Annotated in this window: 26 protein-coding genes and 1 pseudogene; 17 read left to right on the top strand and 10 right to left on the bottom strand. The window is 73.6% G+C overall.

Translation table 11 applies throughout. The features are described 5' to 3' along the window. Positions 1-7: 7 nt before the first annotated feature. Both ACQPYD_RS22510 and ACQPYD_RS22505 read left to right on the top strand, forming a co-directional pair. On the top strand, positions 8-973 hold the full coding sequence (locus tag ACQPYD_RS22510) for a TIGR03557 family F420-dependent LLM class oxidoreductase (RefSeq protein WP_433697559.1): 966 nt from the start codon (positions 8-10) through the stop codon (positions 971-973). A 555-nt stretch (positions 974-1,528) separates the two neighbouring features. After that, positions 1,529-2,635, top strand: a complete 1,107-nt coding sequence (locus ACQPYD_RS22505) for a glycoside hydrolase family 5 protein (protein WP_433697558.1) — start codon at positions 1,529-1,531, stop codon at positions 2,633-2,635. 168 nt (positions 2,636-2,803) lie between these two features. On the opposite strand, the gene ACQPYD_RS22500 is transcribed toward ACQPYD_RS22505, so the two are convergent. After that, positions 2,804-5,296, bottom strand: coding sequence for an ATP-dependent Clp protease ATP-binding subunit (locus ACQPYD_RS22500; RefSeq protein WP_433697557.1), 2,493 nt, complete (start codon positions 5,294-5,296; stop codon positions 2,804-2,806). A gap of 657 nt (positions 5,297-5,953) precedes the next feature. Between ACQPYD_RS22500 and ACQPYD_RS22495 the strand changes: the two genes are divergently transcribed. The 10 genes from ACQPYD_RS22495 (at position 5,954) to ACQPYD_RS22450 (ending at position 16,165) form a co-directional block, all read left to right on the top strand. Next, a complete protein-coding gene (locus ACQPYD_RS22495) occupies positions 5,954-6,103 on the top strand; it encodes a hypothetical protein (RefSeq protein ID WP_433697556.1) in 150 nt (49 codons plus the stop codon). Between the two features lie 506 nt (positions 6,104-6,609). Further along, the gene (locus tag ACQPYD_RS22490) at positions 6,610-7,611 is read left to right on the top strand and encodes a substrate-binding domain-containing protein (RefSeq protein WP_433697555.1); all 1,002 of its coding nucleotides are present in this window, start codon (positions 6,610-6,612) and stop codon (positions 7,609-7,611) included. A 59-nt stretch (positions 7,612-7,670) separates the two neighbouring features. Then, complete coding sequence (locus ACQPYD_RS22485; RefSeq protein ID WP_433697554.1) at positions 7,671-9,185, top strand: sugar ABC transporter ATP-binding protein; 1,515 nt, start codon at positions 7,671-7,673, stop codon at positions 9,183-9,185. A gap of 13 nt (positions 9,186-9,198) precedes the next feature. Further along, positions 9,199-10,209 (top strand): ABC transporter permease, encoded by a 1,011-nt coding sequence (locus ACQPYD_RS22480; RefSeq protein ID WP_402913102.1) that lies wholly within the window; start codon positions 9,199-9,201, stop codon positions 10,207-10,209. Between the two features lie 110 nt (positions 10,210-10,319). Then, complete coding sequence (locus ACQPYD_RS22475; protein WP_433697553.1) at positions 10,320-11,405, top strand: zinc-dependent alcohol dehydrogenase family protein; 1,086 nt, start codon at positions 10,320-10,322, stop codon at positions 11,403-11,405. After that, positions 11,402-12,634, top strand: a complete 1,233-nt coding sequence (locus ACQPYD_RS22470; protein ID WP_433697552.1) for a hypothetical protein — start codon at positions 11,402-11,404, stop codon at positions 12,632-12,634. The genes ACQPYD_RS22475 and ACQPYD_RS22470 overlap by 4 nt, the downstream gene beginning before the upstream one ends. A 1-nt stretch (position 12,635) precedes the next feature. Beyond that, on the top strand, positions 12,636-13,391 hold the full coding sequence (locus tag ACQPYD_RS22465) for an SDR family NAD(P)-dependent oxidoreductase (RefSeq protein ID WP_433697551.1): 756 nt from the start codon (positions 12,636-12,638) through the stop codon (positions 13,389-13,391). Positions 13,392-13,413: 22 nt separating this feature from the next. After that, positions 13,414-14,145, top strand: coding sequence for a FadR/GntR family transcriptional regulator (locus tag ACQPYD_RS22460; protein WP_267945478.1), 732 nt, complete (start codon positions 13,414-13,416; stop codon positions 14,143-14,145). Continuing rightward, on the top strand, positions 14,142-15,287 hold the full coding sequence (dgoD, locus tag ACQPYD_RS22455; protein ID WP_344179350.1) for a galactonate dehydratase: 1,146 nt from the start codon (positions 14,142-14,144) through the stop codon (positions 15,285-15,287). Before ACQPYD_RS22460 ends, dgoD begins: the two co-directional genes overlap by 4 nt. A gap of 8 nt (positions 15,288-15,295) precedes the next feature. Beyond that, entirely contained in the window at positions 15,296-16,165 is an 870-nt protein-coding gene (locus tag ACQPYD_RS22450) for an SMP-30/gluconolactonase/LRE family protein (protein ID WP_433697550.1), read from the top strand. Between the two features lie 207 nt (positions 16,166-16,372). On the opposite strand, the gene ACQPYD_RS22445 is transcribed toward ACQPYD_RS22450, so the two are convergent. Genes ACQPYD_RS22445 through ACQPYD_RS22435 form a run of 3 tightly spaced genes read right to left on the bottom strand, consistent with a single transcriptional unit; the run spans position 16,373 to position 17,407 of the window. Then, the gene (locus tag ACQPYD_RS22445) at positions 16,373-16,726 is read right to left on the bottom strand and encodes a DUF1048 domain-containing protein (protein ID WP_433697549.1); all 354 of its coding nucleotides are present in this window, start codon (positions 16,724-16,726) and stop codon (positions 16,373-16,375) included. Between the two features lies 1 nt (position 16,727). Beyond that, positions 16,728-17,084, bottom strand: a complete 357-nt coding sequence (locus ACQPYD_RS22440) for a DUF1048 domain-containing protein (RefSeq protein WP_433697548.1) — start codon at positions 17,082-17,084, stop codon at positions 16,728-16,730. Next, positions 17,081-17,407 (bottom strand): PadR family transcriptional regulator, encoded by a 327-nt coding sequence (locus tag ACQPYD_RS22435; RefSeq protein WP_267950435.1) that lies wholly within the window; start codon positions 17,405-17,407, stop codon positions 17,081-17,083. The genes ACQPYD_RS22440 and ACQPYD_RS22435 overlap by 4 nt, the downstream gene beginning before the upstream one ends. A 483-nt stretch (positions 17,408-17,890) precedes the next feature. Here ACQPYD_RS22435 and ACQPYD_RS22430 point away from each other — a divergent pair, with 483 nt between their 5' ends. Further along, entirely contained in the window at positions 17,891-18,334 is a 444-nt protein-coding gene (locus ACQPYD_RS22430) for a hypothetical protein (protein ID WP_433697547.1), read from the top strand. Positions 18,335-18,530: 196 nt separating this feature from the next. Here ACQPYD_RS22430 and ACQPYD_RS22425 read toward each other — a convergent pair whose 3' ends face one another. The 3 genes from ACQPYD_RS22425 to ACQPYD_RS22415 form a co-directional block, all read right to left on the bottom strand. After that, positions 18,531-19,487 (bottom strand): SDR family NAD(P)-dependent oxidoreductase, encoded by a 957-nt coding sequence (locus ACQPYD_RS22425; RefSeq protein ID WP_433697546.1) that lies wholly within the window; start codon positions 19,485-19,487, stop codon positions 18,531-18,533. 288 nt (positions 19,488-19,775) lie between these two features. After that, positions 19,776-20,624 (bottom strand): NmrA family NAD(P)-binding protein, encoded by an 849-nt coding sequence (locus tag ACQPYD_RS22420; protein ID WP_433697545.1) that lies wholly within the window; start codon positions 20,622-20,624, stop codon positions 19,776-19,778. Next, positions 20,621-20,785 (bottom strand): hypothetical protein, encoded by a 165-nt coding sequence (locus ACQPYD_RS22415; protein ID WP_433697544.1) that lies wholly within the window; start codon positions 20,783-20,785, stop codon positions 20,621-20,623. The genes ACQPYD_RS22420 and ACQPYD_RS22415 overlap by 4 nt, the downstream gene beginning before the upstream one ends. A gap of 348 nt (positions 20,786-21,133) precedes the next feature. Here ACQPYD_RS22415 and ACQPYD_RS22410 point away from each other — a divergent pair, with 348 nt between their 5' ends. Then, complete coding sequence (locus ACQPYD_RS22410) at positions 21,134-21,568, top strand: hypothetical protein (RefSeq protein ID WP_433697543.1); 435 nt, start codon at positions 21,134-21,136, stop codon at positions 21,566-21,568. Positions 21,569-21,889: 321 nt separating this feature from the next. After that, complete coding sequence (locus ACQPYD_RS22405; protein ID WP_433697542.1) at positions 21,890-22,162, top strand: hypothetical protein; 273 nt, start codon at positions 21,890-21,892, stop codon at positions 22,160-22,162. A gap of 112 nt (positions 22,163-22,274) precedes the next feature. Here the strand turns inward: ACQPYD_RS22405 and ACQPYD_RS22400 are convergent, their stop codons facing one another. The 3 genes and pseudogenes from ACQPYD_RS22400 to ACQPYD_RS22390 form a co-directional block, all read right to left on the bottom strand. Beyond that, entirely contained in the window at positions 22,275-22,793 is a 519-nt protein-coding gene (locus tag ACQPYD_RS22400; protein WP_433697541.1) for a hypothetical protein, read from the bottom strand. 258 nt (positions 22,794-23,051) lie between these two features. Then, positions 23,052-23,237, bottom strand: a pseudogene (locus tag ACQPYD_RS22395) (BldC family transcriptional regulator); the annotation flags it as partial. A gap of 153 nt (positions 23,238-23,390) precedes the next feature. After that, positions 23,391-23,840: an ATP-binding protein gene (locus ACQPYD_RS22390; protein ID WP_433696786.1), complete on the bottom strand. Its 450-nt coding sequence runs from the start codon at positions 23,838-23,840 to the stop codon at positions 23,391-23,393. A 313-nt stretch (positions 23,841-24,153) separates the two neighbouring features. On the opposite strand from ACQPYD_RS22390, the gene ACQPYD_RS22385 reads away from it, so the two are divergent. Then, complete coding sequence (locus tag ACQPYD_RS22385) at positions 24,154-24,960, top strand: helix-turn-helix domain-containing protein (protein ID WP_433697540.1); 807 nt, start codon at positions 24,154-24,156, stop codon at positions 24,958-24,960. Then, positions 24,960-25,145: a DUF397 domain-containing protein gene (locus ACQPYD_RS22380; RefSeq protein ID WP_433697539.1), complete on the top strand. Its 186-nt coding sequence runs from the start codon at positions 24,960-24,962 to the stop codon at positions 25,143-25,145. Before ACQPYD_RS22385 ends, ACQPYD_RS22380 begins: the two co-directional genes overlap by 1 nt. Positions 25,146-25,157: the final 12 nt, after the last annotated feature.

Raw genomic sequence — 25,157 nt, 5'->3', positions numbered from 1 at the left:
TGGCGACGTGACGCGTTTCGGATACTTTCTCGCCAGTGAGGAACACGGTCCCGCGAGCCTGGTCCGCCAGGCGCAGGGGGCCGAGGAGGCCGGGTTCGACGCACTGTGGATCTCCGACCACTTCCACCCGTGGCTGGACTCCCAGGGGGAGAGCCCGTTCGTGTGGTCGGTCGTCGGCGCGATCGGCCAGGCCACCGCGCTGCCGGTCACCACGGCGGTGACCTGTCCGACCACGCGCATGCACCCGGCGGTGGTGGCGCACGCCGCCGCGACCTCGGCGGCCCTGGTCAGGGGCGGGTTCACGCTGGGGGTCGGCACGGGGGAGGCGCTCAACGAGCACATCCTCGGACTGCCCTGGCCGCCCGCCGCCCAGCGCATCGCCATGCTGGAGGAGGCCGTCGAGGTGATGCGCAAGCTCTGGACGGGCAAGCTCGTCACCCACCGGGGCGAGTACTACGACGTGGACACCGCGCGCCTGTACACGCTGCCCGAGGAGCCGCCGAAGGTCTACATGTCCGCGTTCGGTCCCAAGGCGACCGCGCTGGCCGCGCGGGAGGCGGACGGCCTGATCCAGGTCGCCCCCAGCCCGGAGACCGTCGAGAGGTTCCGCTCCGAGGGGGGCGCGGGCAAACCCGTCCAGGGCGGGCTCAAGGTCTGCTGGGACCGCGACGAGGCGCGGGCCCGGCGCCTGGTCCACGAGCGGTGGCCCAACGAGGCCCTGCAGGGGGAGGCGGCCCAGATCCTCCCCCTGCCCCGCCACTTCCAGCAGCTCACCGAGGGGCTGGTCACGGAGCAGATGGCGGCGGAGCAGGTGACCTGCGGGCCCGACCCCGAGGCACACCTCGCCGCGATCAGGCCGTACCTGGAGTCCGGGGTGGACGAGGTGTACGTCTGCCAGGTCGGCGACGACCAGGAGGGCTTCTTCGAGTTCTACCGGAAGGAGATCCTGCCCCGGCTCAGGGCCGGGGGCTGAGCCGGCCCGGCGCGCGGGCGGCCCGCCCGCGCGCCGGGCCCGCAAGGACGACCAGTGAGGAGGAGACATGAACGCACGAACCCGTGACGGCACTCCGGCCCCTGCCACGCGCTACCCGGACCCGATGCCGCCGATGCCGCCGGACCCGTTCCCCCCGACCCCGATGCCGGACCCCCCGTCCCCGCCGGATCCGCTGCCGGAGCCCCCGGGGCCCGCGCCCACACCCGAGCCGCCCGGCCCGGAACCCGAGCCCGAACCCGCCTGAGGACGGGCCGGTCCCGGTAGGGGCCGGGCCCGGTGGCCGAGCCCGCGGACGCGCCGCTCCCGGCGCGCCCGCGGGCTCCGCGCTGTCCGCGGTCCGCCGCCGCGGCCGGTCGCGGGGAGCGCCGGGGCCGGGCGGTGGGGCGCACGGGAAGGGTGCGTATTCGTCGCGTAAGGGGGATTGACCGCTCCGTGACCGAAGTCTAGGTTGCGAGAAAAGAAAAGACTCCTTCCGGTTCGGTGCGACGTCCTCCCCCGGACCGCGCCGGGCCGCCACCCCGCTGGAGGAAGCCCGTGGCGCACCACCCCCCGACCCCCGCCCGCACACGCCGGACCCCCGCCGGCGCCGCGCTCGTGGGAGCGCTCCTGCTCGCCGTGGCGCTCCTCGTCCTCGCGGGGGCGCACGGCCCCACGGGGGCGGCGCTGGCCTCGACCGGGCAGACCCGGGCGCCCTCCGGCCCCGAGGCCGCCGCGGGCCCCGCGGACACCCACGGGCAGCTCGCCGTCTGCGGCGTCAAGCTCTGCGACAGCGACGGCGACCCGGTCCAGCTCACCGGGATGAGCTCGCACGGACTCCAGTGGTACAGCGACTGCCTCACCGACGGATCGCTGGACGCGCTCGCCCACGACTGGAACGCCGACGTGCTGCGCGTGTCCATGTACATCCAGGAGGACGGCTACGAGACCGACCCGCGCGGGTTCACCGACCGGGTCCACGAGCTGATCGAGGAGGCCACCGCCCGCGGCATGTACGTCATCGTCGACTGGCACATGCTCACCCCCGGCGACCCCAACCACAACACCGAGCGCGCCCGCACCTTCTTCTCCGAGATCGCCTCGGTGCACGCCGACAAGGACAACGTCCTGTACGAGATCGCCAACGAGCCCAACGGGGTCTCCTGGGACGCGATCAAGGGCTACGCCGAGGAGATCATCCCGGTCGTCCGCGCCGAGGACCCCGAGGCCGTCGTGCTCGTCGGCACCCGCGCCTGGTCCTCCCTGGGCATGTCCGAGGGCTCGGACCACACCGAGATCACCGCCGACCCGGTCGACGCCGACAACATCATGTACGTCTTCCACTTCTACGCCGCCACCCACGGCTCCTACCGGGAGGCGTTCCGGGCCGCCGCCCAGGAGCTCCCGCTGTTCGTCACCGAGTTCGGCACCCAGCAGGCCACGGGCGACGGCCCCAACGACTTCGCGTCGGCCCAGGCCTACCTCGACCTCATGGAGGAGGAGCAGATCAGCTGGGTGAACTGGAACTTCTCCGACGACTTCCGCTCCGGCGCGGTCTTCGAGACCGGCACCTGCGCCGCCGGAGGGCCCTGGACCGGCAGCGACTCCCTCAAGCCCGCGGGCGAGTGGATCCGCGACCGGATCCGGGAGAGCGGCGCCGCCTGACCCCCGCCGCGCGGCGGCCCCCTGCCGGGGAGGCCGCCGCACGCGGCGGGGACCGCCCCGGGCGGTGAGGGGGCGCACCGGGAGAAGGGTGCGCCGCCTCCCGCCGGGGGCGCCGGGCACGCGGGGGCGCGCCGGGACCGCGGCGCGCCCCGGCCGTCCCGGCCCGCCTCAGAAGGCGGGGGCGGTGGAGATCCGCAGGTCCCCGTCGTCGCCCGCGTCCACGATCACCCGGTCGCCCGGGACGACCTGACCGTCCAGCACCATGCGCGAGAGGCGGTTGCCGACGGTGCGCTGGATCGTGCGCGCCAGCGGCCGGGCGCCGTACGCGGGCTGGTACCCGTGCTCGGCCAGCCACGCGACCGCCTCGTCGGTGAACCGCACCGTGATGTCCTTGGCCCTGAGCCGCTGTTCGAGGCTCTCCAGCATGAGCCGGGTGATCTGGGCCAGCTCCTCGTTGCCGAGCTGCTTGAAGACGATGACCTCGTCGATCCGGTTGACGAACTCGGGCCGGAACTCCTCGCGCAGCCGCCGCATCACCCGCTGCTCGGTGTCGGGGTCCATCTGCCCGTCGGCGGTGAACCCCATCGGGCCGCCGCCGGTGATCGCCTCCGACCCCAGGTTGCTGGTCATGACGACCACCGTGTTGCGGAAGTCCACCGTCCGCCCCTGGCCGTCGGTCAGGCGGCCGTCGTCCAACAGCTGCAGCAGCAGGTTGAACACGTCTGGGTGCGCCTTCTCGATCTCGTCCAGCAGGAGCACGGAGTAGGGGTTGCGGCGCACCGCCTCGGTGAGCTGGCCCGCCTCCTCGTAGCCGACGAACCCGGGAGGCGCGCCGGTCAGGCGGCTGGTGGTGTGCCGCTCCTGGAACTCGCTCATGTCGATGCGCACCATGGCGTCCTCGGACCCGAACAGGGCCTCGGCCAGCGCCCGGGCCAGCTCCGTCTTGCCCACGCCGGTCGGCCCCAGGAACAGGAAGCTGCCCACCGGACGGTCGGGGTCGCCCAGCCCGGCCCGGGAGCGGCGGATCGCCTCGGAGACCGCCGTGACCGCCTCGTTCTGGCCGATCACCCGCGTGTGCAGCACCTCCTCCAGGTTGACCAGCCGGTCCCGCTCCTCCTGGGTGAGCTGGGAGACCGGGATGCCGGTGCTGCGGGAGACCACGTCGGCGATGTCGTCGCCGGTCACCTCCGGCACCGCGGAGCCGGTGCCGCGGGCCTGGTGGATCGAGCTCCGGGCGGCGGAGATCTCGTCGCGCACGGCCGACGCCCGCTCGTAGTCCTCCTCCTGGACCGCCCTGTCCTTCTGCTCCTCCAGCTCCCTGAGCCTGTTCTCCAGGTCGCGCAGGGCGGAGCTGGAGGTCTTCAGCCGCAGCCGAACCCGGGCGCCCGCCTGGTCGACCAGGTCGATGGCCTTGTCCGGCAGGAACCGGTCGGTGACGTAGCGGTCCGACAGCTCGGCCGCCGCGACCAGGCTCTCGTCGCTGAACCGCACCTGGTGGTGGGCCTCGTAGCGGTCGCGCAGGCCGCGCAGGATCTCGACGGTGTCCTCCACCGACGGCTCGGGCACCTGGATCGGCTGGAAGCGGCGTTCGAGCGCGGCGTCCTTCTCGATGTTCTTGCGGTACTCGTCGACCGTGGTCGCGCCGATGACGTGCAGCTCGCCGCGGGCGAGCGCGGGCTTGAGCATGTTCCCGGCGTTCATCGACCCCTCGGCCGCCCCGGCGCCCACGATCGTGTGGATCTCGTCGATGAAGATGAGCAGGCCCTCGGACTGCGCGCGGATCTCGTCCACGATCGCGGTGAGGCGCTCCTCGAAGTCGCCCCGGTAGCGCGTGCCCGCCACGATCCCGGCCAGGTCGAGCTGGACCAGGCGGCGTCCGCGCAGGGTCTCGGGGACGTCGTCGTCGAAGATGCGCTGGGCGATGCCCTCGGCGATCGCGGTCTTGCCCACGCCCGGGTCGCCGATGAGCACCGGGTTGTTCTTGCGGCGCCGGGCGAGCACCTCGATGCACTGCTCGACCTCGTCGTCGCGGCCCACGACCGGGTCCAGGCGCCCCTCCCGGGCCAGCGCCGTCATGTCGGTGCCGTACTCGTCCAGGGTGGGCGTGGCCGAGGGCTCCTCCTCGCCCCGGTCGGCGGCGGGCACGGGGCCCGCGGCCTTCTGCAGCGCGGGCGGCGTGATCCCGGAGTCGCGCATGAGCTGACTCACCGGGCTGTCGGGGTTGACCGCCAGGGCGAACAGCAGGTGCTCGGGCGTGATGCTGGAGCTGCCGGTGGCCCGCGCGATCTGGAGCGCGTCCAGCAGGGCCCTCTTGGCGGCCGGGGTGAGCCTGGCCGACCCGCGCACCGTCCGGGGCGCCTGCGCCACCGCCTGGTCGATCACCGCGGTGAGCTGGTCGGTGTCGGCGTCGGTGCGGCCCACCAGCTCGCGCGTGGGCTGGTGGCGCAGCAGGGACCACAGCAGGTGGACCGTGTCCACGTCGGCGCCGCCGGCCTCCAGGGCGCGGCGCACCGCGGCGTCGGCCACCTCCTGGGCCTCGGCGCTCATCAGCTTGGACAGGTCCACGCGGCGGACCGGGCCCCGGGCCCCGAGGAACCGGGCCAAGAACTCGTCGAAGGACCCGGGGTCGCTGCCGCGGTCGTCGGGAAAGTCGTGTGTCATCTCGTCTCGTCCCCCGTGCGTGTGGTGGCGTGTCATCGCCAAGTAGTTGCTCGGTAACTCTACGTGAATGACCCTGAATCGGGCGTCAGTGTCCTCTGGTGTGGCCGGGCCGTCGGGGCCCGCGGCCACCGGCCCTCCGGCCGTGCCCCGGGCCCTCCCGGCGGATGCGCGACGATCGGCCCCCTCCTCGACTCCGGTGCCGCCACGGCAGTCCCGGCGCGGCCGCCATCGGGACCGCCGGCGCCACCGCGGCGCTCGCGGAACTCGTCCGCGGCGCGGCCTCCGGGGCGGCCCCGGCCGCCTCGACGAGGGCTGCCCCGCAGTCCCGCCGAGGTCTCCGGCGATCCCCGTGGCGGCGCCCACGCCGTCGCCGGCCGCCCCTCGGCACTCCCGGGAACGCCCGCGGGTCCGGGCGCCGGCCGACGTGGTCCTCTGTACACCGCCAGTCCCACGCTACCCAGCGGGGCCGGACCCGATGTCCGTCCCCTCCCGGCGGCCCCTGTCCGTCTCCGGGTCCTCCCGGCGGCGGGCGCGAACGGGGCTGCGTCGGCCGCCGCGCGGCACGGCCCCGTGTCCTCGCCGCGGCGCACCTGCGCAACTCCCAGGGGTTGCCTTGTTACTCTGAGTCACCATCGTTGTGTCAACCGGAGGAGTCCCATGAGCCGCGTCCTGGCAACCCTGGCCCTGTCCGCCGCCCTGGCGGGGGCCGCGATCGCCCCTGCCGCCGCCGCCGACCACACCGGCATGGGGGTCGTGACCCACGTGATCCCCGCCGTCCTCTTCGGCGGCACGACCTCCCAGGCCTGACGGGGGAGCGCCCGCGCGACCGGTCCCGCCGACCCGTCGGCGGGACCGGTCGTGTCGTGGGGCCGGGACCGATGCGCGGATCGGCCGCGCCCTGTCCGACGGGCCCGGCGTCCACCCCGGCCTCGCCGGGGACCGACCGGGCGCACGCCCCGCCCCTTCGGAGGTCTCTGCCCGCCGGGCCGGTCCGGGCTCCCCCCGAGCCTCCGCGCCCCCGTACTCCCGGAGCCTTCCGCCCGGCCCGCGTCCCGCGCCCCGTGCGCAGCCCCCGGTGTCCGGATCCCCGGCCTCCGCGGCACTCCGTCCGCGTGTCCTCCCGGCCCGAGCGCGCTCCCCGCCGTCACCCGGGGTCACTCCGCCGTCGTCCGCAGGTCGCCCCCACTTCTGGAAAAAATAATTAATTAGTATTTATTCTTGACGTTACCTACGTCACGGTGGCATGCTCTCAGCGAGCCACAGAGGTGTCCGCGCAGGTGAGAGCGGGCGCTGACATATCAGGGAGGTCCCCCATGGAGAGACGACCGCGGCGCTTCCGCGGGCGCGCGCTCGCCGCACTGGCGGTAGCCGTGTGCGCGGTGACGCTCGCAGGGTGCGCCGGAGGAAGACTCGGCGAGGACGGCCGCATCGGCGTCGTCTACATGGACGCCCAGGGCTACTACGCCGGGGTCCGCCAGGGCATGCAGGACCACGCCGAGGAGTCCGGGCGCGAACTCCAGCTCCTCGAGCTCAACGCCCGCGGCGACGCCTCCGAGGAGAGCACCTTCGTGGACGTGACCGCCTCCGCGGGCGTCGACGTGCTCGTCCTGTCCCCGGTCTCGGCCACCGCCTCCATCCCCGCCCTGCGGCTGGCCCACGAGAGCGGCATCCCCGTCGTCTGCTACAACACCTGCATCGAGGACGAGGCCGCCCGCGAGTACGTCACCTCCTACATCCTCGGCGACCCGCACGAGTTCGGCCGCCTGCTGGGCGAGGCCGCCGCGGAGCACTTCGAGGCAGAGAAGGTCGACGACCCCAAGATCGCCGTCCTCAACTGCGAGTTCGTCGAGGTGTGCGTCCAGCGGCGCGAGGGCTTCGAGGAGGCGCTCTTCGACCGCCTCCCGGACGCCGAGATCGTCGCCAACCAGCAGGGCGCCACCATCGACGAGGCCGTCGACGTGGGCGAGCGCGTCCTCACCGCCCACCCCGACCTCGACGCCTTCTACGGCGAGGCGGGCGGCGCCACCATGGGCGCGGTCCGCGCCGTGCACAGCCGGGGCCGCGACGGCGACGTCGTCGTCTTCGGCAGCGACATGTCCACCGACGCCGCACGCGCCCTGGCCGACCACACGGTCCTCAAGGCCAACGTCGACATCTCCGGCATCGCGGTGGGCCGCATGGCCGGGCAGACGGTCGAGGACATCATCGCGGGCGAGGAGGGCGGCGAGTTCGTCACCAACGCCCCCATCGACCTCTACACCACGCCGGAGGACGGCTCCCGGTGGCTGGAGGAGCACCCGGACGGCATTCCGTGACCGGCGACCCGCACCCCAGCCATCCCACCCGTCCCACCCGTCCCACCAGTGGAGCACCCATGAGCGACACCTCCCCGGTAGCGGCCGACGCGCCGGTCGTGGCCCGCACCCGGGCCGCCACCAAGACCTACCCCGGGGTCAGGGCCCTGGACGGCGCCGACTTCGAGGTCCGCGCCGGAGAGGTCCGCGCGCTGCTCGGCCGCAACGGAGCCGGAAAGTCCACCCTCATCCGCATGCTCTCCGGGGTGGAGACCCCGGACGCGGGCGAGGTCGAGATCGACGGCACGCCCCTCGGGGAGGGCGGCGTCCGCCGGGCCGCCGAGCTCGGCGTGGGCACCGTCTACCAGGAGCTCAGCCTGGTCCCGCAGCTGTCCGCCGCCGAGAACCTCTACCTCGGGACGTGGCCCACCACCGCCGGGCGCGTCGACCACGCCGCCATCAGGAACGGCGCCCGCGAGGCCTTCGCCGAACTCGGCGTCGACATCGACCCCGCCGCCGCGGCCGGCGACCTGCCCCTCGCCCAGCAGCAGCTCGTGGAGATCGCGCGCGCCCTGCGCTCGCGCCCCCGCCTGCTCATCCTGGACGAGCCGACCAGCGCCCTCGCCGCGGGCGAGGCCGACATCGTCCTGGAGGCGGTCACGCGCGTCGCCGCGAGCGGCGTCGGCGTCATCTACGTCAGCCACCGCCTGGACGAGATCCGCCGCGTCGCCGACACCGTCACGGTCATGCGCGACGGGACCGTCGTGGAGACCGTCCCCGTCAAGGGGGCCACCACCGCCCGGATCGTCTCCCTCATGCTCGGCCACGACGAGCAGGAGCAGGAGAGGCCCGACAGCCGGGTCGACCGCTCCGGGACCCCGCTGCTGTCCGTGCGGGGCCTGTCCGTCCCGCCCAAGGTCGGCGACGTCTCCTTCGACGTCCACCCCGGCGAGGTCCTGGGCCTGGGCGGGCTGATGGGCTCCGGCCGCACCGAGATCCTGCGCGCGCTGGCCGGCTTCACCCCCGCCACCGGGACGATCGAGGTCGAGGGCGCGCCCGTCGCCAGGCCCACGCCGCGGACCATGAAGCGCCTCGGCGTCGGCATCACGCCCGAGGACCGCAAGGGCGAGGGCGTCGTCCCGCTCCTCGGCGTCTCCGAGAACATGGTGATGACCTGGTTCGGCGGCGCCTCCAGGGCGGGCACGGTCCTGCCCTCCCGGGTGTCGGCCATCGGCGGCGGGCTCATCGAGCGCTTCTCCATCAAGGCCGCCCGCCCCGACACCCCGATCGTCAACCTCAGCGGCGGCAACCAGCAGAAGGCCGTCATCGGCCGCTGGCTGCACGCCGGGAGCCGCATCCTGCTCCTGGACGAGCCCACGCGGGGCGTGGACGTCGAGGCCAAGGCCCAGATCTACCGCATCGTGCGCGAACTGGCCGCCACGGGCGCGGCGGTCGTCTTCGTCTCCAGCGAACTGGAGGAGCTGCCCCTCGTGTGCGACCGCGTGCTCGCGCTGCGCGGCGGACGCCTCGAAGGCGAGTTCACCGGCGACGACATCACCCTGGACAACATCATGGCCGCCGCGATGGCGGCGTGAACGGCGAGGAACTATGACCACCACCACCCAGGTCACCGGCGAGGCGGTCTCCGCCCGCGGCGACCTCATCGGCCGCTTCGGCCCCCGTCTCAACGAGATCGGCCTGCTGGCCGCCATCGTGCTCCTCTACGTCGTGCTCGGCTCCACGGCCGCCGGGTTCCTGAGCCTGGACAACCAGCTCGGACTCCTGCGCAACGCCGCGATGATCGGCATCGCCGCCTGGGGCGTCACCCTGGTGATCGTCGCCGGCGAGATCGACATCAGCATCGGCCCGGCGGTCGCCTTCGCGTCCGTCATCGTCGCCAAGGGCGCCACCGAGTGGAACATCGGCGTGGGCGGGGCGATCGTCCTCACCCTCGTCATGGGCGTCCTGTGGGGAGCCCTCGCCGGGTGGCTGCGCGCCCGGTTCAACGTCCCCTCGTTCATCACCACGCTCGGACTGTGGAGCGTCCTGGGCGGCCTCGCCCTCTACATGACCGACGCCCTGCCCGTCCCGCTCCCCGAGAGCGCCGTGTTCGACGTCCTGGGCGGTTCGATCCTGGGCGTGCCGACCTCCGCGGTGATCATGCTGGTCCTGTTCGCGGTCTTCGCGTACGTCTCCCGCTACACCGCCTACGGCCGCTCCGTCTTCGCCACCGGCGGCAACGCCGCTGCCGCCCGGCTCGCCGGGATCAACGTCTCCCGGGTGCGGATCGCGCTGTTCGCCACGACCGGCCTGCTCGCCGCCATCACCGGCGTGCTCATGGCGGCCCGGCTGGGGTCGGGCAACGGCGGCGCCGCCGCCGGGCTGGAGTTCGACGTCATCGCCGCCGTCGTCATCGGCGGCACCGCCCTGGCGGGCGGGCGCGGCTCCCTCGGCGGGACCTTCCTCGGCGTCATCTTCATCACCGTCATCGCCAACGGGCTGGTCCTGCTCGGGGTCAACTCGTTCTTCCAGGACGTGGTGCGCGGCCTCATCATCGTGGCGGCCGTCCTCGTCAACGTCATCATCAGCAGGCGCGAGTCCGCCCACAGACTCACCTAGCGGAGCGCCCGCGGGACCGGCACGGTCCCGCGGGCGCCCCACCCGAGCCGGGGCGGCCCGCCACACCGCCCCGGCCGTACGCCGTCCGCACGAAGAAACGGGGGAGACCCATGAACGCGACCACCGAACCGCTCCCGGACACCATGCCCGGGGTGCGCCTGCCCGGCGACTCCACCGCCGTCGTCGACACCCTGCCCGTGCCCGAGCCCGGCCCCGGGCAGGTCCTGCTGCGGGTCGGCGCGTCCGGCATCTGCGGCAGCGACATCGGGTTCATCTACCACGAGCACAAGACCCACCGGGGCGTCGACGGCCCCGCCTACCGCGGCGTGGTCGCCGGCCACGAGCCCTCCGGCACCGTCGTGCAGGCGGGGCCGGGCTGCCGCCGCTTCGGCGCCGGGGACCGCGTCATCGTCTACCACATCGCCGGCTGCGGGCTCTGCGACAACTGCCGCCGCGGGTTCATGATCAGCTGCACCGACCCCTCCCGCGCGGCCTACGGGTGGCAGCGCGACGGCGGCCACGCCCGCTACCTGCTGGCCGACGAGTCCACCTGCGTGCCCCTCCCCGACGAGCTGTCCTTCGTGGACGGGGCCCTCATCGCGTGCGGGTTCGGCACCGCCTACGAGGGGCTGCGCCGGATCGCGGTCAACGGCGACGGCGACCTCCTCGTCGTCGGCCTGGGCCCCGTCGGGCTGGCCGCCGGCATGATCGGCCGCGGCATGGGCGCCGCCCGCGTCATCGGCGTCGAACCCTCGAAGGTGCGCCGCGACTGGGCCGCCGGCCTCGGCGTCTTCGACGCCCTGGCCTCGCCCGAGGAGGCCGCCGAGACGGTCGGCCGCGCCACCGGCGGACGCGGCGCGGCCACCGTCATCGACTGCTCCGGATCGCGCCCCGGCCGCTCCCTGGCGCTGGAGAACGCCGCCGAGTGGGGGCGCGTGTCCCTGGTCGGCGAGGGCGGGACCCTGGAGACGGAGGTCTCCGACACCCTGCTGCACAAGCAGCTCACCCTGTACGCGTCCTGGGTGACCTCCCTGCCCGCCATGGCCGAGCTGGCGCAGAACCTGGTGCGGTGGGGGCTGAGCCCCGAGCGCGTGGTCTCGGACCGCTTCGCGCTGGCCGACGCGGACGAGGCCTACCGGCTCGCCGCCGGCGGCAGCCGGGGCAAGGTCGTCCTGGTGGACGGGGACCGGTCGTGACCGGGGCCGTCACGGTCGAACGGGACGCCTCCGGGGCGCACGAGCTCGTCGTCCTCGACAACGGGCTGCTCAGGGTGACGGCCGCACCCGCGCTGGGCGGGCGGATCCTGTCCGTCCGCCACCTCGGACGCGAGCACCTGTACCGCAACCCGCGCCTGCTGGGGGAGGACCTCCAGCCGCTCCCGGGCGTCGTGCTCGGCCCGGTCGGCGGGCCGATGAGCGCGTGGCACAACGTGGGCGGCGACAAGACGTGGCCCGCGCCCCAGGGGTGGGACGGCCCCGGCCAGTGGGCCGGACCGCCCGACCCGGTCCTGGACTCGGGGGCCTACGCCGCCGAGACCTCCACGGCCCCGGACGGATCGGCCACCCTCACCATGACCAGCGGCGACGACCCGCGCTCGGGGCTGCGCCTGGTCCGGCGCCTGACCCTGGAGCCCGGGGCCTCCGGCTACCGCCTGGAGCTGGAGGCGGTCAACGCCTCCGGGGTCCCGCGCGAGTGGGCCCTGTGGAACGTCACCCAGATCGACGGCGGCGACGGACCCGGCGGTGCGGACGGCGGGACGCCCGCGGACGCGCACGGCCACGGGGTCTACGTCGGCGTGCGCGGCGGGGGCCCGCACACCGTGCCCCTGGTCGCGGGCGACGCCAACCCCGCGACCGCCGAGCACACCCCCTCGGTGGTGCGCGTGCCCGCGCAGGACGTCGTCGGCAAGGTCGGCTTCCCCACCGCCTCGGGCTGGCTGGCCCACGTGGGTGCGGCCGGCACCCTCACCCAGCGCTTCGCCGTGGACGAGGGCGCCGCCTACCCCGACGAGGGGTCGCGGGTCGAGGTGTGGCTGGAGTACCCCGTCGAGCACCCCCTGGAGCACCTGGGCGGCCTGCGCCCCGTCGACAGGGTGGTCGAGTGCGAGGCGCTGGGCCCGCTCACCGTCATCGCCCCGGGCGAGAGCACCGCCCTCACCGTCGAGTTCGGCTTCGGCACGACCGCCGGACCCGTCCTGGGAGTGACCCCGCAGGGCTACTGGTCGCAGCCGTCCGGCCCCGGGACCGCCCCGGGCGCGGACCCGGCCCCTCCCGCGGTCTTCACGGCCCTGCGGGAGGGAACACACGACGGGGGCGCCCCGGCGGGGGAGCCCGCAGGACCCCGGCCGGGAACCGCCCACGGCCCCGGCACACCCGCGTCCGCCGACCGCGCGCGGACCCACGACCACCACCCGGACCAGGAGTGACATGACGAACAGCAGGCACGACGGGGTCACCGCCGTGGTCACCGGCGCGGCCCAGGGCATCGGCGAGGCCACCGCCCGCCGCCTGGCGGACGAGGGCGCCGCGGTGGTGCTGGCCGACCTCTCGCCCCGTGTGGAGGAGGCGGCCGAGCGCGTCCGCGCGCACGGGGGCCGGGCCGTCGCCGTCCGCGCCGACGTGTCCGACGAGGGCGACTGGGCACGCCTGGTCGAGACCGCCCGCTCGGAGTTCGGCCCGGTGGGGGTCCTGGTGTCCAACGCCTACACCGTCGAGGTCGCCCCGGCCCACGAGACCACGCTCGCCTCCTGGGAGCGCCAGCTGTCGGTGAACCTCACCGGCGCGTTCCTGGGGATGCGCGCCTGCCTGGACGACCTCACCGCCCAGCGGGGCAGCGTCGTCCTCACGTCGTCCGTGCACGCCTGGTTCGGGCTGCCCGGCCGCCCCGCCTACGCCACCACCAAGGGCGGCCTGACCGCCCTGACCAGGCAGCTCGCCGTCGAGTACGGCCCGAGCGTGCGCGTGAACTGCGTCCTGCCCGGCCCCATCCTCACCTCCGCCTGGGACGGGGTGGGCGAGGAGGACCGGCGCGAGAGCGTCGCCCAGACCGCCGCCCGGCGCTTCGGCGACCCAGCGGAGGTCGCCTCCGCCATCTCCTTCCTCGCCTCCGCGGAGGCCTCCTACGTCACCGGGGTGAGCCTGCCGGTCGACGGAGGGTGGAGTATCTACAAGGCGTCGTCGTGACGCACCGGAAGGGGAGGAACTGATGGCGGCCTACTCGGGGCGCGGGGTCCACGGCCAGACCGTGCGGTTGCTGGGGGAGCGCGTGCTCTCCGGCCGGATCGCCGAGGGCGAGACGATCGACCTGGCCGCCCTCAGCGACGAACTCGACCTCAGCCTCACCGCGATCCGCGAGGCGATCAAGGTCCTCGCCGCCAAGGGCCTGGTCGGCTCCCGGCAGCGCAAGGGGACCTTCGTGCGGGCGCGCGCGGACTGGAACCTGCTCGACCCCGACGTGGTCAGGTGGCAGATAGCGGCGGGTGCCGGGGACGTGTTCTTCCGCAACCTGGCCGAACTCCGCGAGGCCCTCGAACCGGCCGCCGCCCGCCTGGCCGCCCTGCGCGGGACCGCGGAGGACGTCGCGGCGCTGCGCGCGGCCGTGGCGGACATGGCCGAGTCCGGGGAGGCCACCCCCGAGGCCGCGGCCGACGCCGACCTGCGCTGGCACCGCGCCCTGCTGGCCGCCACCCGCAACGAGCTGTACACCCGCACGGACGTCTTCTTCGCGGCCGGGCTCTCCGAGCGCGACCGCCTGGTGCACGGGGGAGCCCACAAGGACCCCGTGCCCAGCCACGCCGCCGTCACCGAGGCGGTCGCGGCCGGGGACCCGGTCGCGGCGGAGCAGGCCATGCGCTCCCTGCTCGACCAGGCCAGGGAGGACCTCCTCCGCGCCACCGGAGAAGGCGCACACGACGACGATCTGGAGAAGCCCCAGTGAGGATCACCCGCATCGAGACGTTCCTCGTCCCGCCCCGGTGGCTGCTGTGCCGCGTGGAGACCGACGACGGGGTCGTCGGCTGGGGCGAACCGGTGGTGGAGGGCCGCGCCGAGACCGTGCGGGCCGCCGTCGGGGAGCTGTCCGACCTCCTCATCGGCGAGGACCCCACACCCGTCGAGCACCACTGGCAGCGCCTGACCAAGGCCGCGTTCTACCGGGGCGGCCCCGTGCTCTCCAGCGCGGTCGCCGGACTCGACCAGGCCCTGTGGGACATCGCGGGCAAGCGACTGGGGGTCCCCGTCCACCAGCTCCTGGGCGGCCCGGTCCGCGACCGGGTGCGCGTCTACGGCTGGGTCGGGGGCGACGACCCGGCGGAGCTGGCCGACGCGGTCTCCGCGCGGGTGGAGTCCGGCCTCACCGCCGTGAAGATGAACGCCTCCGGCGTCATGGGCCGCTCCGCCACCGTCCGCGAGATCGACGCCATCGTGGACCGCCTGGCCCAGGTGCGCGACGTCCTCGGACCCGACCGCGACGTGGCGGTCGACTTCCACGGCCGGTTCAACGCCGCCACCGCCCGCCGGGTCCTGCCGCTGCTGGAGCCGCTGCGCCCCATGTTCGCCGAGGAGCCGCTTTTGCCCGAGTACGGGCACCTGCTCCCCGACATCGTCCGTTGCAGCCCGGTGCCGATCGCCACGGGCGAGCGCCTGTACAGCAGGACCGACTTCCTGCCCGCGCTCCAGGCCGGGATCGCGGTGGCCCAGCCCGACCTGTCCCACGCCGGCGGCATCTCCGAGGTGCGGCGCATCGCCTCCCTGGCCGAGACCTTCGACGCGGTGCTCGCCCCGCACTGCCCGCTGGGCCCGGTCGCCCTGGCCGCCAGCCTCCAGGTCGCCTTCGCCACCCCCAACTTCCTCATCCAGGAACAGAGCATCGGCATCCACTACAACAAGGACGCCGAAATGCTCGACTACGTCGTGGACGCCGGAGTCTTCGCCTTCCCGGACGGGAACATCCACCGTACGGACGCCCCCGGGCTCGGAGTGGAGGTGGACGAGGACGCGGTGCGCCGCGCCGACCGGGTGGGGCACCGGTGGCGTCCGCCGGTGTGGAGTCACGAGGACGGATCTTTCGCGGAATGGTAGGGGGACCGATGGAACCGGTGGTCAGTGTCTGGAGCGAGGACCGCTTCGAGCTCGGGGAGGGGCTGCGCTGGGTCGGCGGCGACCTGCTCATGGTGGACATCCTCCGGGGCCGCCTGCTGAGACTGGCCCCCGGGTCACCGGGGCCCGCCCACGAACTCGCGGCCCTCGACGTCCCCCTGGGCGCGGTCGCCCCGGTCCGGCACCGCGCCGGCGCCCTCGTGGCGGCGGCGGGCACCGGCATCGCCCTGCTGACGGGCACCGGCGGCGGATCCGCCGCCGTGGAGTGGCTGGGCCGCCCCGAGGACGGCGCGGCCACGCCGATGCGCATGAACGACGGCTGCTGCGACCCGCACGGGCGGTTCTGGGCGGGGTCCATGGCCTACGACGGCACCCCCGGGGCCGGGTCGCTCTACCGGGCCGACCCCGCCGGAGGGGTCACCCGCGTCCTGGACGGCTACACCGTGCCCAACGGCCCCGCCTTCGCCCCGGACGGCTCGGTGATGTACCTGGCCGACAGCGCGGAGGGGCGCATCGACGCCTACGCACTGGACGCCGAGGGCCTGCCCGGGGAGCGGACCGTGCTGGCCCGCGTCGGGGAGGGCAGCCCGGACGGCATGCAGGTCGACGCCGAGGGGCACCTGTGGGTCGCGGTCTGGGGTGCGGGGCGCGTGCACCGCTACGCGCCCGACGGCACGCTGGACCGGGTGGTGGAGGTGCCCGCCGAGCAGCCCACCAGCGTGTGCGTGGTCGGGGACGGCGAGCCCGTGCTCATGGTCACCTCCGCGACCGTGGGGCTCACGGACCCGGGGGCCGGCGACGGCGCGGTGTTCGCGCTGCCGGTGGAGGTCCCCGCCGCGCCCGCGCACCACTTCGGCTGAACCCCCGGGGCCCGGGGCCGGCGCGGCACGCCCGCCCCGCCCCGGGCCGTCCGGACCCCGTGCCCTCCGAGGTCCCGTGCGGGCGTTCGCGCGGAGGGATCCGGCCCTGCGGCCTGCCCACGAAGCGGCACGGAGGCCCGTGCCCCTGAACCGGGTGCGGCCCCGGGAACCGCGGGGCCGCACCCGCCCGGGGCCGCGCTGGAGGGCTCAGCCGCGGCCTCCTCCGGGTTCGCCCTCCTTGCCGGCCGCGCCGGACCCCTCGCCGACGGACTCCTGGTAGAGGTCCGCGTAGGTGCGCGAGTCCTTGACCAGGTCGTCGCAGAAGGCGGCGACGTCGTCGCCGATGAGTTCCAGGACCCCCTTGCCGGCCGCGGCGCCCTCCTCGAAGAACTCGACGATCCCCGGAAGCAGGTCACCGTCGGCCAGATCGACCGGTCCGACCTTGAAGAAGTACCTCTGGATCTCCTTGTAGACGATCCGGTAGTCCGGCGGAAGCGCCTTGACCCGCGCCACGTGCGCCCGCCACTGCCTCTTGCCCTCGATGATGTCCTGGACGCCCATGTCAGCCTCCCAGCCTGCCCAGTTTCCTTGCGACGTTGCGGTTCAACTGCTCGCGCCACCGGTCGCGGTGGCTCCGGGACCCCTCTCCGCCGGCCAGCGCCGCGCAGAAGCCCGCGATGTCGTCGCCCAGCACGTCATGGACGTCCTGCCCGTCCGCCGCCGTCTCCTCGAGCAGCCCCAGGGCGCTGTCGAGGATCGGCACCAGGTTGCGGCCGGTGAAGCCCGAGTAGGGGAAGAGGTGGGTCTTGATCTGCTCCCACGCCGCCCGGTGGCCGTCCGGCAACGCCTCGGCCCGGACCTCGAACGCCTTCCACTCCCTCGTGAGGTCGCTGCCCGTCATGGTCTCCCAGAGGTTCATCTCCCACCCTTCCTGAGCTCGTCGACGCGTGAGGAGAGGTACTCCCACTTCGCCCAGAACGTCGCGAGTTCCGCGCGCCCCGCGTCGTTGAGCGCGTAGAACTTGCGCGGCGGCCCCATCCCGGACGGTCGTTTCGTCACCTGGACGAGCCCGTTCCTCTCCAGCCGCAGGAGGATGGTGTAGACCGTCCCCTCGACGACGTCGGCGAAGCCGAGTTCGTTCAGCCGCCGCGTGATGGCGTAGCCGTAGGTCTCCTCGCCGCCGATGATCTCCAGCACGCAGCCCTCGAGCGTGCCCTTCAGCATCTCCGTCAGGTCGTCCATCGCGGAGCCCTCCGGCTTCTCCTCGGTACTTCGTGGCATTAGGTACCACTATAAAGTACCACAGAGTAGAGGATCCCGTTCCGCGAACGGGGGTGAAGGCCACGGCCGCGCCACCCGTTCTCCGGGACGGCGGCCTGCCCGTCGCCGCGGACCGGACGGACGACGGGTGTTCGTTGCGTGCTCCCGCGGGTACTTTCCGTAGGGGCGGATCCGCCCCGCACCGGGCCGCCCGGCCCGGCGGACACCCCTTCCGCGACGTACCGCCCCCTGCCCCCGGCGGTCGGTGACCCCCGATCCGCACAGACGCCGTCCGCGGCCACCGCCGACGGCCGACGCGGCCCGGCGCCTCCCCCTTCCACGAGGCGTCCGGCCGCCGCTGCCACGCTCCCGACTCGTACCCCAGGGGGAGTCTCCGCGCGCCCCGGACCACAGCACACCGGCCGGGCCGCCCGCGACCTCCCCCGTCCCCGAGAGGAAGACGACATGCCCCGACACCGCCGCTTCGAGAAGGACCGGGCCCAGACCCTCAACCCCGGCGAGTGGACGTCGCTGGAGTTCGAGACCGTGGTCGACGCCGACCACGGCGGCACCTCCACCGGCAGCCTGTACAGCCTCGTCGGCGTCAACGAGAAGGACGGCGCCCTCTACGACTTCTCCGTGGGGGTGACCATCAGCGACCTGTCCGCCGGCGCGGAGGTGCAGATCCGCGCCACCGAGTACGAGCCGGACGGCGACGGCGGGTGGCAGTACGCCCGCAACCGGCCGGTCGACAGCCCCGTGCAGGCCGGGGGGAACGGCCACTTCACCTACACGTGGAAGGGCAGCCTGGCCAAGGGGCGGCGGGTGCGGGTGCGCCTGGCCCAGCAGGGCGACACCGCCGCGACGATCGTGTCGGCCACCGCGGACGTCTTCTACTGGCCCAAGTAGCGCCGCGGAGCGCAAGGCCGGACCCCCGGGGACCCGGAGGTCCCGGAGGGTCCGGCGCCGTCTCCTCCCGTGGCGCGCCGTCGCGGGAGGGGCGCTCCGCGCTCCGGGCGCCAGGACACTGCGCACGGGCCCCGCGGAGAGCTGCGGCGGCGCCACCGCGAGCCCTGTGCATGCGGCAGGGCCGACCGGGTCGCCGTCACGCGAGGGGCGTGGCGCCGGGGTCCGGGGCGACGCCGGTGGCGGAGGCCGTGGCCTGCCACAGCCCGCTCGCGAGCACGGGGTCCCGCGAGGCCGCCGACCGGCGGGCGGGACCGGCCGGACCGCGGGTCTCGAACGGCCCCGTCGGACCCAGGTAGCCGCCGCCGGGGACCGGCCCGGTGGCCGCGAGCAGCTGGGGGCCGATCCCGGCGGCGACCGGCTGGGAGAGGTAGCGGTCCGGCAGCACGAACAGGCGGTCCTTCCACGTGCCCCCGCGGGCGAGGGCGTTGTTCAGCAGCTCCGACGTCGTCAGCCCCGGATGGGCGGCGACCGACAGCACGGGGTCGTCGGCCAGTCGCAGCCGTCGGTCGAGCTCGGCGGCGAACAGCAGGTTCGCGAGCTTGGAGGCCCCGTAGGCGCGCGTCGGCGAGTAGCGTCGGCGCTCCCAGTGCAGGTCGGTGAGGTCGAGTCCGCCGGTGCGGTGTCCCAGGCTCGACGTCGTCACCACCCGGGAGGGCCGCCCCGGGGTCCCGGCCGACCGCAGCGCGGGCATCAGCAGCCAGGTCAGCGCGGCCGGACCGAGGTGGTTGGTCCCGATCTGCAGCTCGAACCCGTCGCGGGTCCGTTCGTGCGGTCCCAACGACACGGCGGCGTTGTTGACCAGCACGTCGACCCGGTCCCCGGTGCGTTCCCGGATGTCCGCGGCGGCGGCGCGCACCGAGTCGAGGTCGGCCAGGTCGAGCAGAACGGTCTCGGCCGAGCCCGGGCCGTCGATCCCTGCCCGCACCCGCTCGACGGCCGCCTCTCCGCGCCGGGCGTCGCGAACGGTCATCAGGAGCCGGGCGCCGGCCCCCGCCAGCGCACCGGAGAGGGCGAGGCCGAGGCCGGAGGTCGTCCCGGTGACGACGACGGTGCGACCCGTGAGGTCGGGGAGGTCGTTGGGCGGAGGCGCCATGGGTTCGTGTCTCCTGTTCGGATGGTCCTGCCCGTCCGCGCCGGACGGCGCGGCGCCGCACACGGCCCGCCCGCGCCCACCGGTGCTGTTCCGGAGGCGGCGGGCAGACCGGACGGGCGGTGCGCTCGGGCAGCGTCCGCGGGCAATTCATGTGACGGTGTCACGCGAACTACGGTCCCCCATGCGGATGACGCTGTCAAACGGGTGGGCCGCGCGACGCGGTCCGAGGACGGGGAGCCGGACGGCGCGGACGGCGCGGCCGTCCAGCGGTTCACCGCGTCCGCGGTCTCAGCCGCGCCGTCCCGCCTCCCGTTCGAGGAGGGCGCGGAAGGAGCCCGGGGGCCGTCCGGTGACGCGCCGGACGGTGTCGGTGACGCGGTCCTCCGCCCCCTCGGAGATGGCACGGTCCATGTCGGCCAGCAACGCGGCGAACACGGGCGGCACCTGTGCCGAGAGGCGGTCGCGCATCTGCTCGACGGTCAGGCGGCGGTGCTCCACGGGCCGACCGGTGACCTCGCTGACGGCGGCGGCGATGTCGTCGTGGCTGAGTGCCTCCGGCCCGGTGAGGACGAGATCGGTGTCGGGGGCGTGTTCGTCGGTCAGTGCGCGGGCGGCGACGGACGCGATGTCCTCGGCGTCGACGAAGCCGATCCTGCCGTCGCCGGCGGCGGTCCGGATGACGCCCTCCTCGCGGATGCCGTCGGCGTGCGCGTGCGTGCCGGTGAAGTTCTGCATGAACCACGAGGGCCGCAGCACCGCCCACTGCCCGAACAGGCCGGGCAGGGCCCGGTGCACCTGTCCCACCGCGGGGCCGCCCTCGGGGACGGCCGAGGAGCTGAGGAGCACCGCGCGGCGCACGCCGCGGGCGCGGGCCAGCCGGAGGAACGGAAGCATGACCGCCGCCGGATCGGGGTCGCCCACGGGCGGGACGAGGTAGACGCGGTCGGCGCCGCCGAGCGCGGCGGCGTGGGTGGCGGGGTCGTACCAGTCGAAGCGGACCGGTTCCGCGCCGGGGACCGGGGCGCCGCGGCGGCTCGCGGCCCTGACGCGGTGTCCGGCGGCCGCCAGCCGGGCGGCGGTGCGGCTGCCGGTGGTGCCGGTGGCGCCGATGACCAGGGTGGCGGAGGTGGCGGTCATCGGCTGCTCCCGGTGACGTCGGCGCCGGTTTCGAGGACGGCGAGGGGGAACTCCGTGAGGCCGTCCTCGGCCCACAGGGCGACCCGTGCGGCGATGTCCTCGTCCAGCAGGAGCCGCAGGCCGTGGCGGTGGAGATCCTCTTGGGAAGTCGGTGCGGACACGGGTGTCCTCCCTCTCGCTCGGTGTATTCGGACCGTGGGTCCGTTTGAAACATACGGACTGTCGGTCCGCTTTGCAAGTGCGGGAGTGTCCGGGGATGGGGGTTCTTCATAGGGATTGGCCCCCGGACGCTTGCTCGGTGTACCTCTTCTTGGGGTGCGGGTTACCCAGGCATTACTCCAATTGGTAATATGACGATCACTCTGAGTGGCGATAGAGTGCTGTGCTGCGGCCTGTCCGCGGTCCGAAGCGACCCCTCGTCCCGCCCGGAGTCTCACCCCGTCGTCCCTCTCTCCGGAACGGAGCAACCCCGCATCCCCCACACCCGCCTGAGACCCGTGAAAAAGGACATGAGAAACCGTCAGCCCGAACCCCACGTGAAAGAACTCCACGCCACGGCCCAAGCACTGTGGCGCGCGGTCTACGAAGCCAGCGCCGTGGTCTTCGCGGAGCGCACCGTGCACCAGGCACGGCTGGCTGATCTCGACGCCGCCCAGCAGTGGGCCCGGACCCGGGTCGCCTCCGCCCGCAGGGAGCTGGTCAGGGCCTTCGACGCCAGGGACGCCGTACGGGTCGAAGCCGCCCAGCGGCACCTGCGGGAGTGCGAGGCCGAGGAGGTGCACATCGACCTCGCGGTGACCGCCGAGGCGCGCGCCCTCGTCCGTACGGGACTGGCGGAGCTGAACTCGACCCTGGAACAGGTCTGCCGCGCCCTCGACGCCGACCGGAGGGTGCAGGAGGCCGTCGCCCGCGAGCACGGGGTGCGGCCGGGCGCGAGGGCCTGAGCGAGGAGGCCCGGCGGCGGCCCGGTGGTCGGGCTCCGGCGTCCCGGCCGGGCCGCCCCCGCCGGACGCGGGGCGCGGCTCCGCCGTGCCCCGCGCTCCAGGACGGCCGGTCCGGCCGCCGGCCCCGCCCGGTCCGGCACGGGGAGCCCCCGGGCCGCCGCGGCCCCGGGGCACCCCGTGCCGTGACCAGACCCCGCGCCTGGCCTGCCGACCGGGCTTCGGGGGCACGGCCCTCCGGACCTGGCGTTCCCGATGGTTTGCGCTCCTCCATCCAGGAGAGGCTCAACTACCCGGGGTAATAAAAGGGAACGGAAGGTAGTTATGCGTCGTTTCGCCACCACTCTGGCCCTCGTCCTGCTGTGCGGCGCCGCGCCGGCTGCGTCCGCGCACGCCGCGGCCATCCACACCTGCGCCCGGATCGTCTTCGAGGAGGCGAGAGCCGTGGCCGAGGGGGAGGACTGCGAGAGCAACGGGGAGTCCGGCCCGGGGGAGATGCACTCCGAGGAGGTCGGCACGAGGTACGCCTGCGAGGAGATCACCCCGTCGGTCGACCGGGCGGACGCCACGGGCGCGGGGTGCCGACCGCTCTCCTGACCGCGGTCGTGAGGGGCCGCGTCGGTCCGCCCCCGGTGGTCGCCGTCCCGGCCCCGCCGCCACGGCGAGACCGGGGCCCGAGGGCGGGCAGCTCCGCTTGCCGCCGGGCGGCTCAGTCGTCCGAGGCGGGGCTCCACGACACCCGTACCAGGCACTCCACCGATTCGGGAGGCGGACTGAACCCCGCGGTGCGGGCCTCCTCAGGGGTCATCCACAGGATCAGGTCGGGGAGGTCGTCCTCGTCCTCGTAGGCGGACGCCACCGCGCGGACCCGGTCCGCGTCCAGGTCCGGGCCTCCGCGCACGAACCCCGCCGCCCGCCGGATGATCCTCATGCCGTCCGGCACCAGGTGGTCGAGCGCGGGGACGCCGGCCTCCGCCACCCGCGCGATCTCCTCGGAGGGAGCGTTTCGGGCAGGGTCCGCTTCGACGGGGTCCTCCCCGGCGGCGGCTTCCGCGCCCGGCACCTCGTGGCCGCACGGCTCGTACCGGGCGCGTGCGTGGGAGAACGCGGCCGGTTCGGAGCCGGGCAGGGCCGAGTACCTGGGGGAGCGGTGTACTCGGACGGCTGGGGTGCCGCATGTAGGGCAGAGGATCATGGTCCGCCGGTACCCGTCAGGTGTGGTGCTCATGCGGAACGGCCCTTCTGCGGGGGCCTCAAACTCGCTGGTCGAGGACCGAAACCCCGTGCGTCGCCGAGGTGGCACACGGGGCGGTTCCTACGGTCGCGGGCGGCATGCCTGTCATGTGCCGGGTGTTCGCCGAAGCTTCTCGTCCCGTGTGCGCAGGGTGGTGATGAGGTCGTCGAGGTGTGCGGCGGTGGTGTGGGCTCCGGTGTCGGTGGCCAGGTCGCGGGCCTCTTCGAGGGTGCGGATGAGGGTTGCGTGGTCGGGGCGTGCGTCGAGCAGGGTGGTGATCTGGGTGCGGGGGTAGCGGCGGTGTCCGCCGAGGGTTTTGACCGAGGCGAGGCGGCCGTCTTTTTCCCAGCGGGCGACGGTCTTGGGGTCCACGCGGAAGAGGCGGGCGACCTCTGCGGGGGTGAGCAGGGCCTCGGCGCTCTCGACGAGAGCGGGCAGGGAGGAGGACAACCTTGTTCTCTTTCTGTCTGGGCGGGGGTCGGGGCCGGACCGGGGAAGGACGTCCGGCCCAGAGCGGGTGGGCGGGGCCGCCGGCCCCCCCTTTTTTCGGCGGCGGCCCCGCGGTGGTGTGCCGCCGGGTGGGGGAGTGGTTCAGCGGCCGAAGACGGCGCGGACGGTGATCGCTCCGCAGGGGGCCTGTGTCCAGTCCCAGTAGGCGCACACGGCTTCGACCAGGCGTAGGCCGTTGCCGCCCACGCGCAGGGGTTCGGGGTCGGGGACGGCGGGGAGTGTGGGGGCGGTTCCGGGTGTGGGGCCGTTGTCGGTGACGTGGAGTTCGAGGTGGCGGCGGGTGCGGTGGATCTCGATGCGCACGGTGCCGCCGGGCAGGCCGGAGGCGGTGTGGCGCAGGGCGTTGGCGGTGAGTTCGGTGACGGTCAGGGCCAGGGGGTCGGTCAGGCCGGGGCGGGAGCGGGTGGCGTGGGCGGTCCATTGGCGGGCGGCTTTGACGTGGCTGGGGTGGGGGCCGATGAGGATGCCCGATGTTGTGGGGGTTCCGCACAGGCGGCGTGGAAGTGCGGGGGGAGGGGCGGTAGGCTGCATTCGTTTCATCTCGGGGCTTTCGAGGTGGGACACAAGCTCCGGCGACCGCTCTCTCACTTCGGTCACCGGAGCTTTTCTGTGTCGAAAGGTTGGTTTCCGCGCCAATTGGGAGGAAGGCGGGCAATGTCTCTTCCCTGTGGCGAAGAGGAAGTTGGCGGGAGTGGGAAATGGTGCCGATCTCCGGTCCGCAGCCAACCGCCGGTTCTGTTACGACTATGCCCAGTCCCAGCTCAGAGGGCTACCAATACAACTGAAGAGGGGTGACTACTCAGAACCCGTTGCGGAAATGTGCTGCGTGTAGTTTCCTTGCCCCATGGCTGACAAGATCCACCAGGAGTGGAAACGGTTCGGTGACAGGGTGCGCGAAATGCGCCGTCAGGCTGGGGTTTCCCAGGCCGAACTCGGCCTGCGCCTGAAACTGACCGGAGGGATGGTCGGCCACCTGGAGCGGGCGACGCGTGTCCCCAACAGGGATCATGTTCGCACAATGGACACGGAGTTCGCTACAGGCGGAGAGTTGGATTCCCTCTGGCTGGAGGTGGTCCAGGGGAAGTCGGTATTGCCCTGGTTCAGGGACGCCTTGGAGATGGAGCGCCGTTCAGAATCCATTTCGGAGTACCACCCGATTCTCATCCCCGGTCTGCTGCAAACCCGCAGCTATGCCCGTGTGCTCATCACGGCAAGGCAGCTGCGTCACACGGCAGAGGAGATCGAGGAGGTGGTGGAGCTCCGAGCGAACCGGCTTCCGACGATTCGGCCATCCCGGCCCGCTCTGTGGTTCGTGGTGGAGCAGAGTGTGGTCAGGCGTGTCATCGGGGGCGAAAAGGTCATGCGGGAGCAGCTCCAGCACATCATCACGTTGGCCGAAGAGGACACGATCCGCTTCCAGGTCATCCCTGACGACGTCCATCATCACTGTGGACTGTGTTCTCCGTTCCGGTTGATGAGCATGCAGAACGGCCGGAAGGCGGTGCGGATGGAGCATACTCTTGGTGGAAGCAGTTTCGATCGGACGGCTGAAATCGAGGAGATGTCCGACCTGTTCGGTGCACTTCAAGCCGAAGCGCTGTCTCCGCGACGATCCCTCGAAGTCCTCCATGCGACGATGAAAGGCCTGTGATGAGCACCGCCGACAACTGGTCCTGGCACAAGTCCAGTTACAGCGATGGACGGGGTGGGGACTGCGTGGAGGTTTCGGAAGGACCTACCACTCATGTTCGTGACACCCAGAACCGGAACTTGGGTCACTTGTCGACCGAAGCTTCGGAGTGGACGGCGCTACTGGCTGCGGTGCGCGCCAAGTAGCGGAGTAGTGAG

The organism is Nocardiopsis sp. CA-288880 (genome assembly GCF_050955985.1).
GTDB lineage: Bacteria > Actinomycetota > Actinomycetes > Streptosporangiales > Streptosporangiaceae > Nocardiopsis > Nocardiopsis tropica.
The sequence above is the reverse complement of the archived record's forward strand: the minus strand, read 5'-3'. Positions and strand labels throughout refer to the sequence as shown.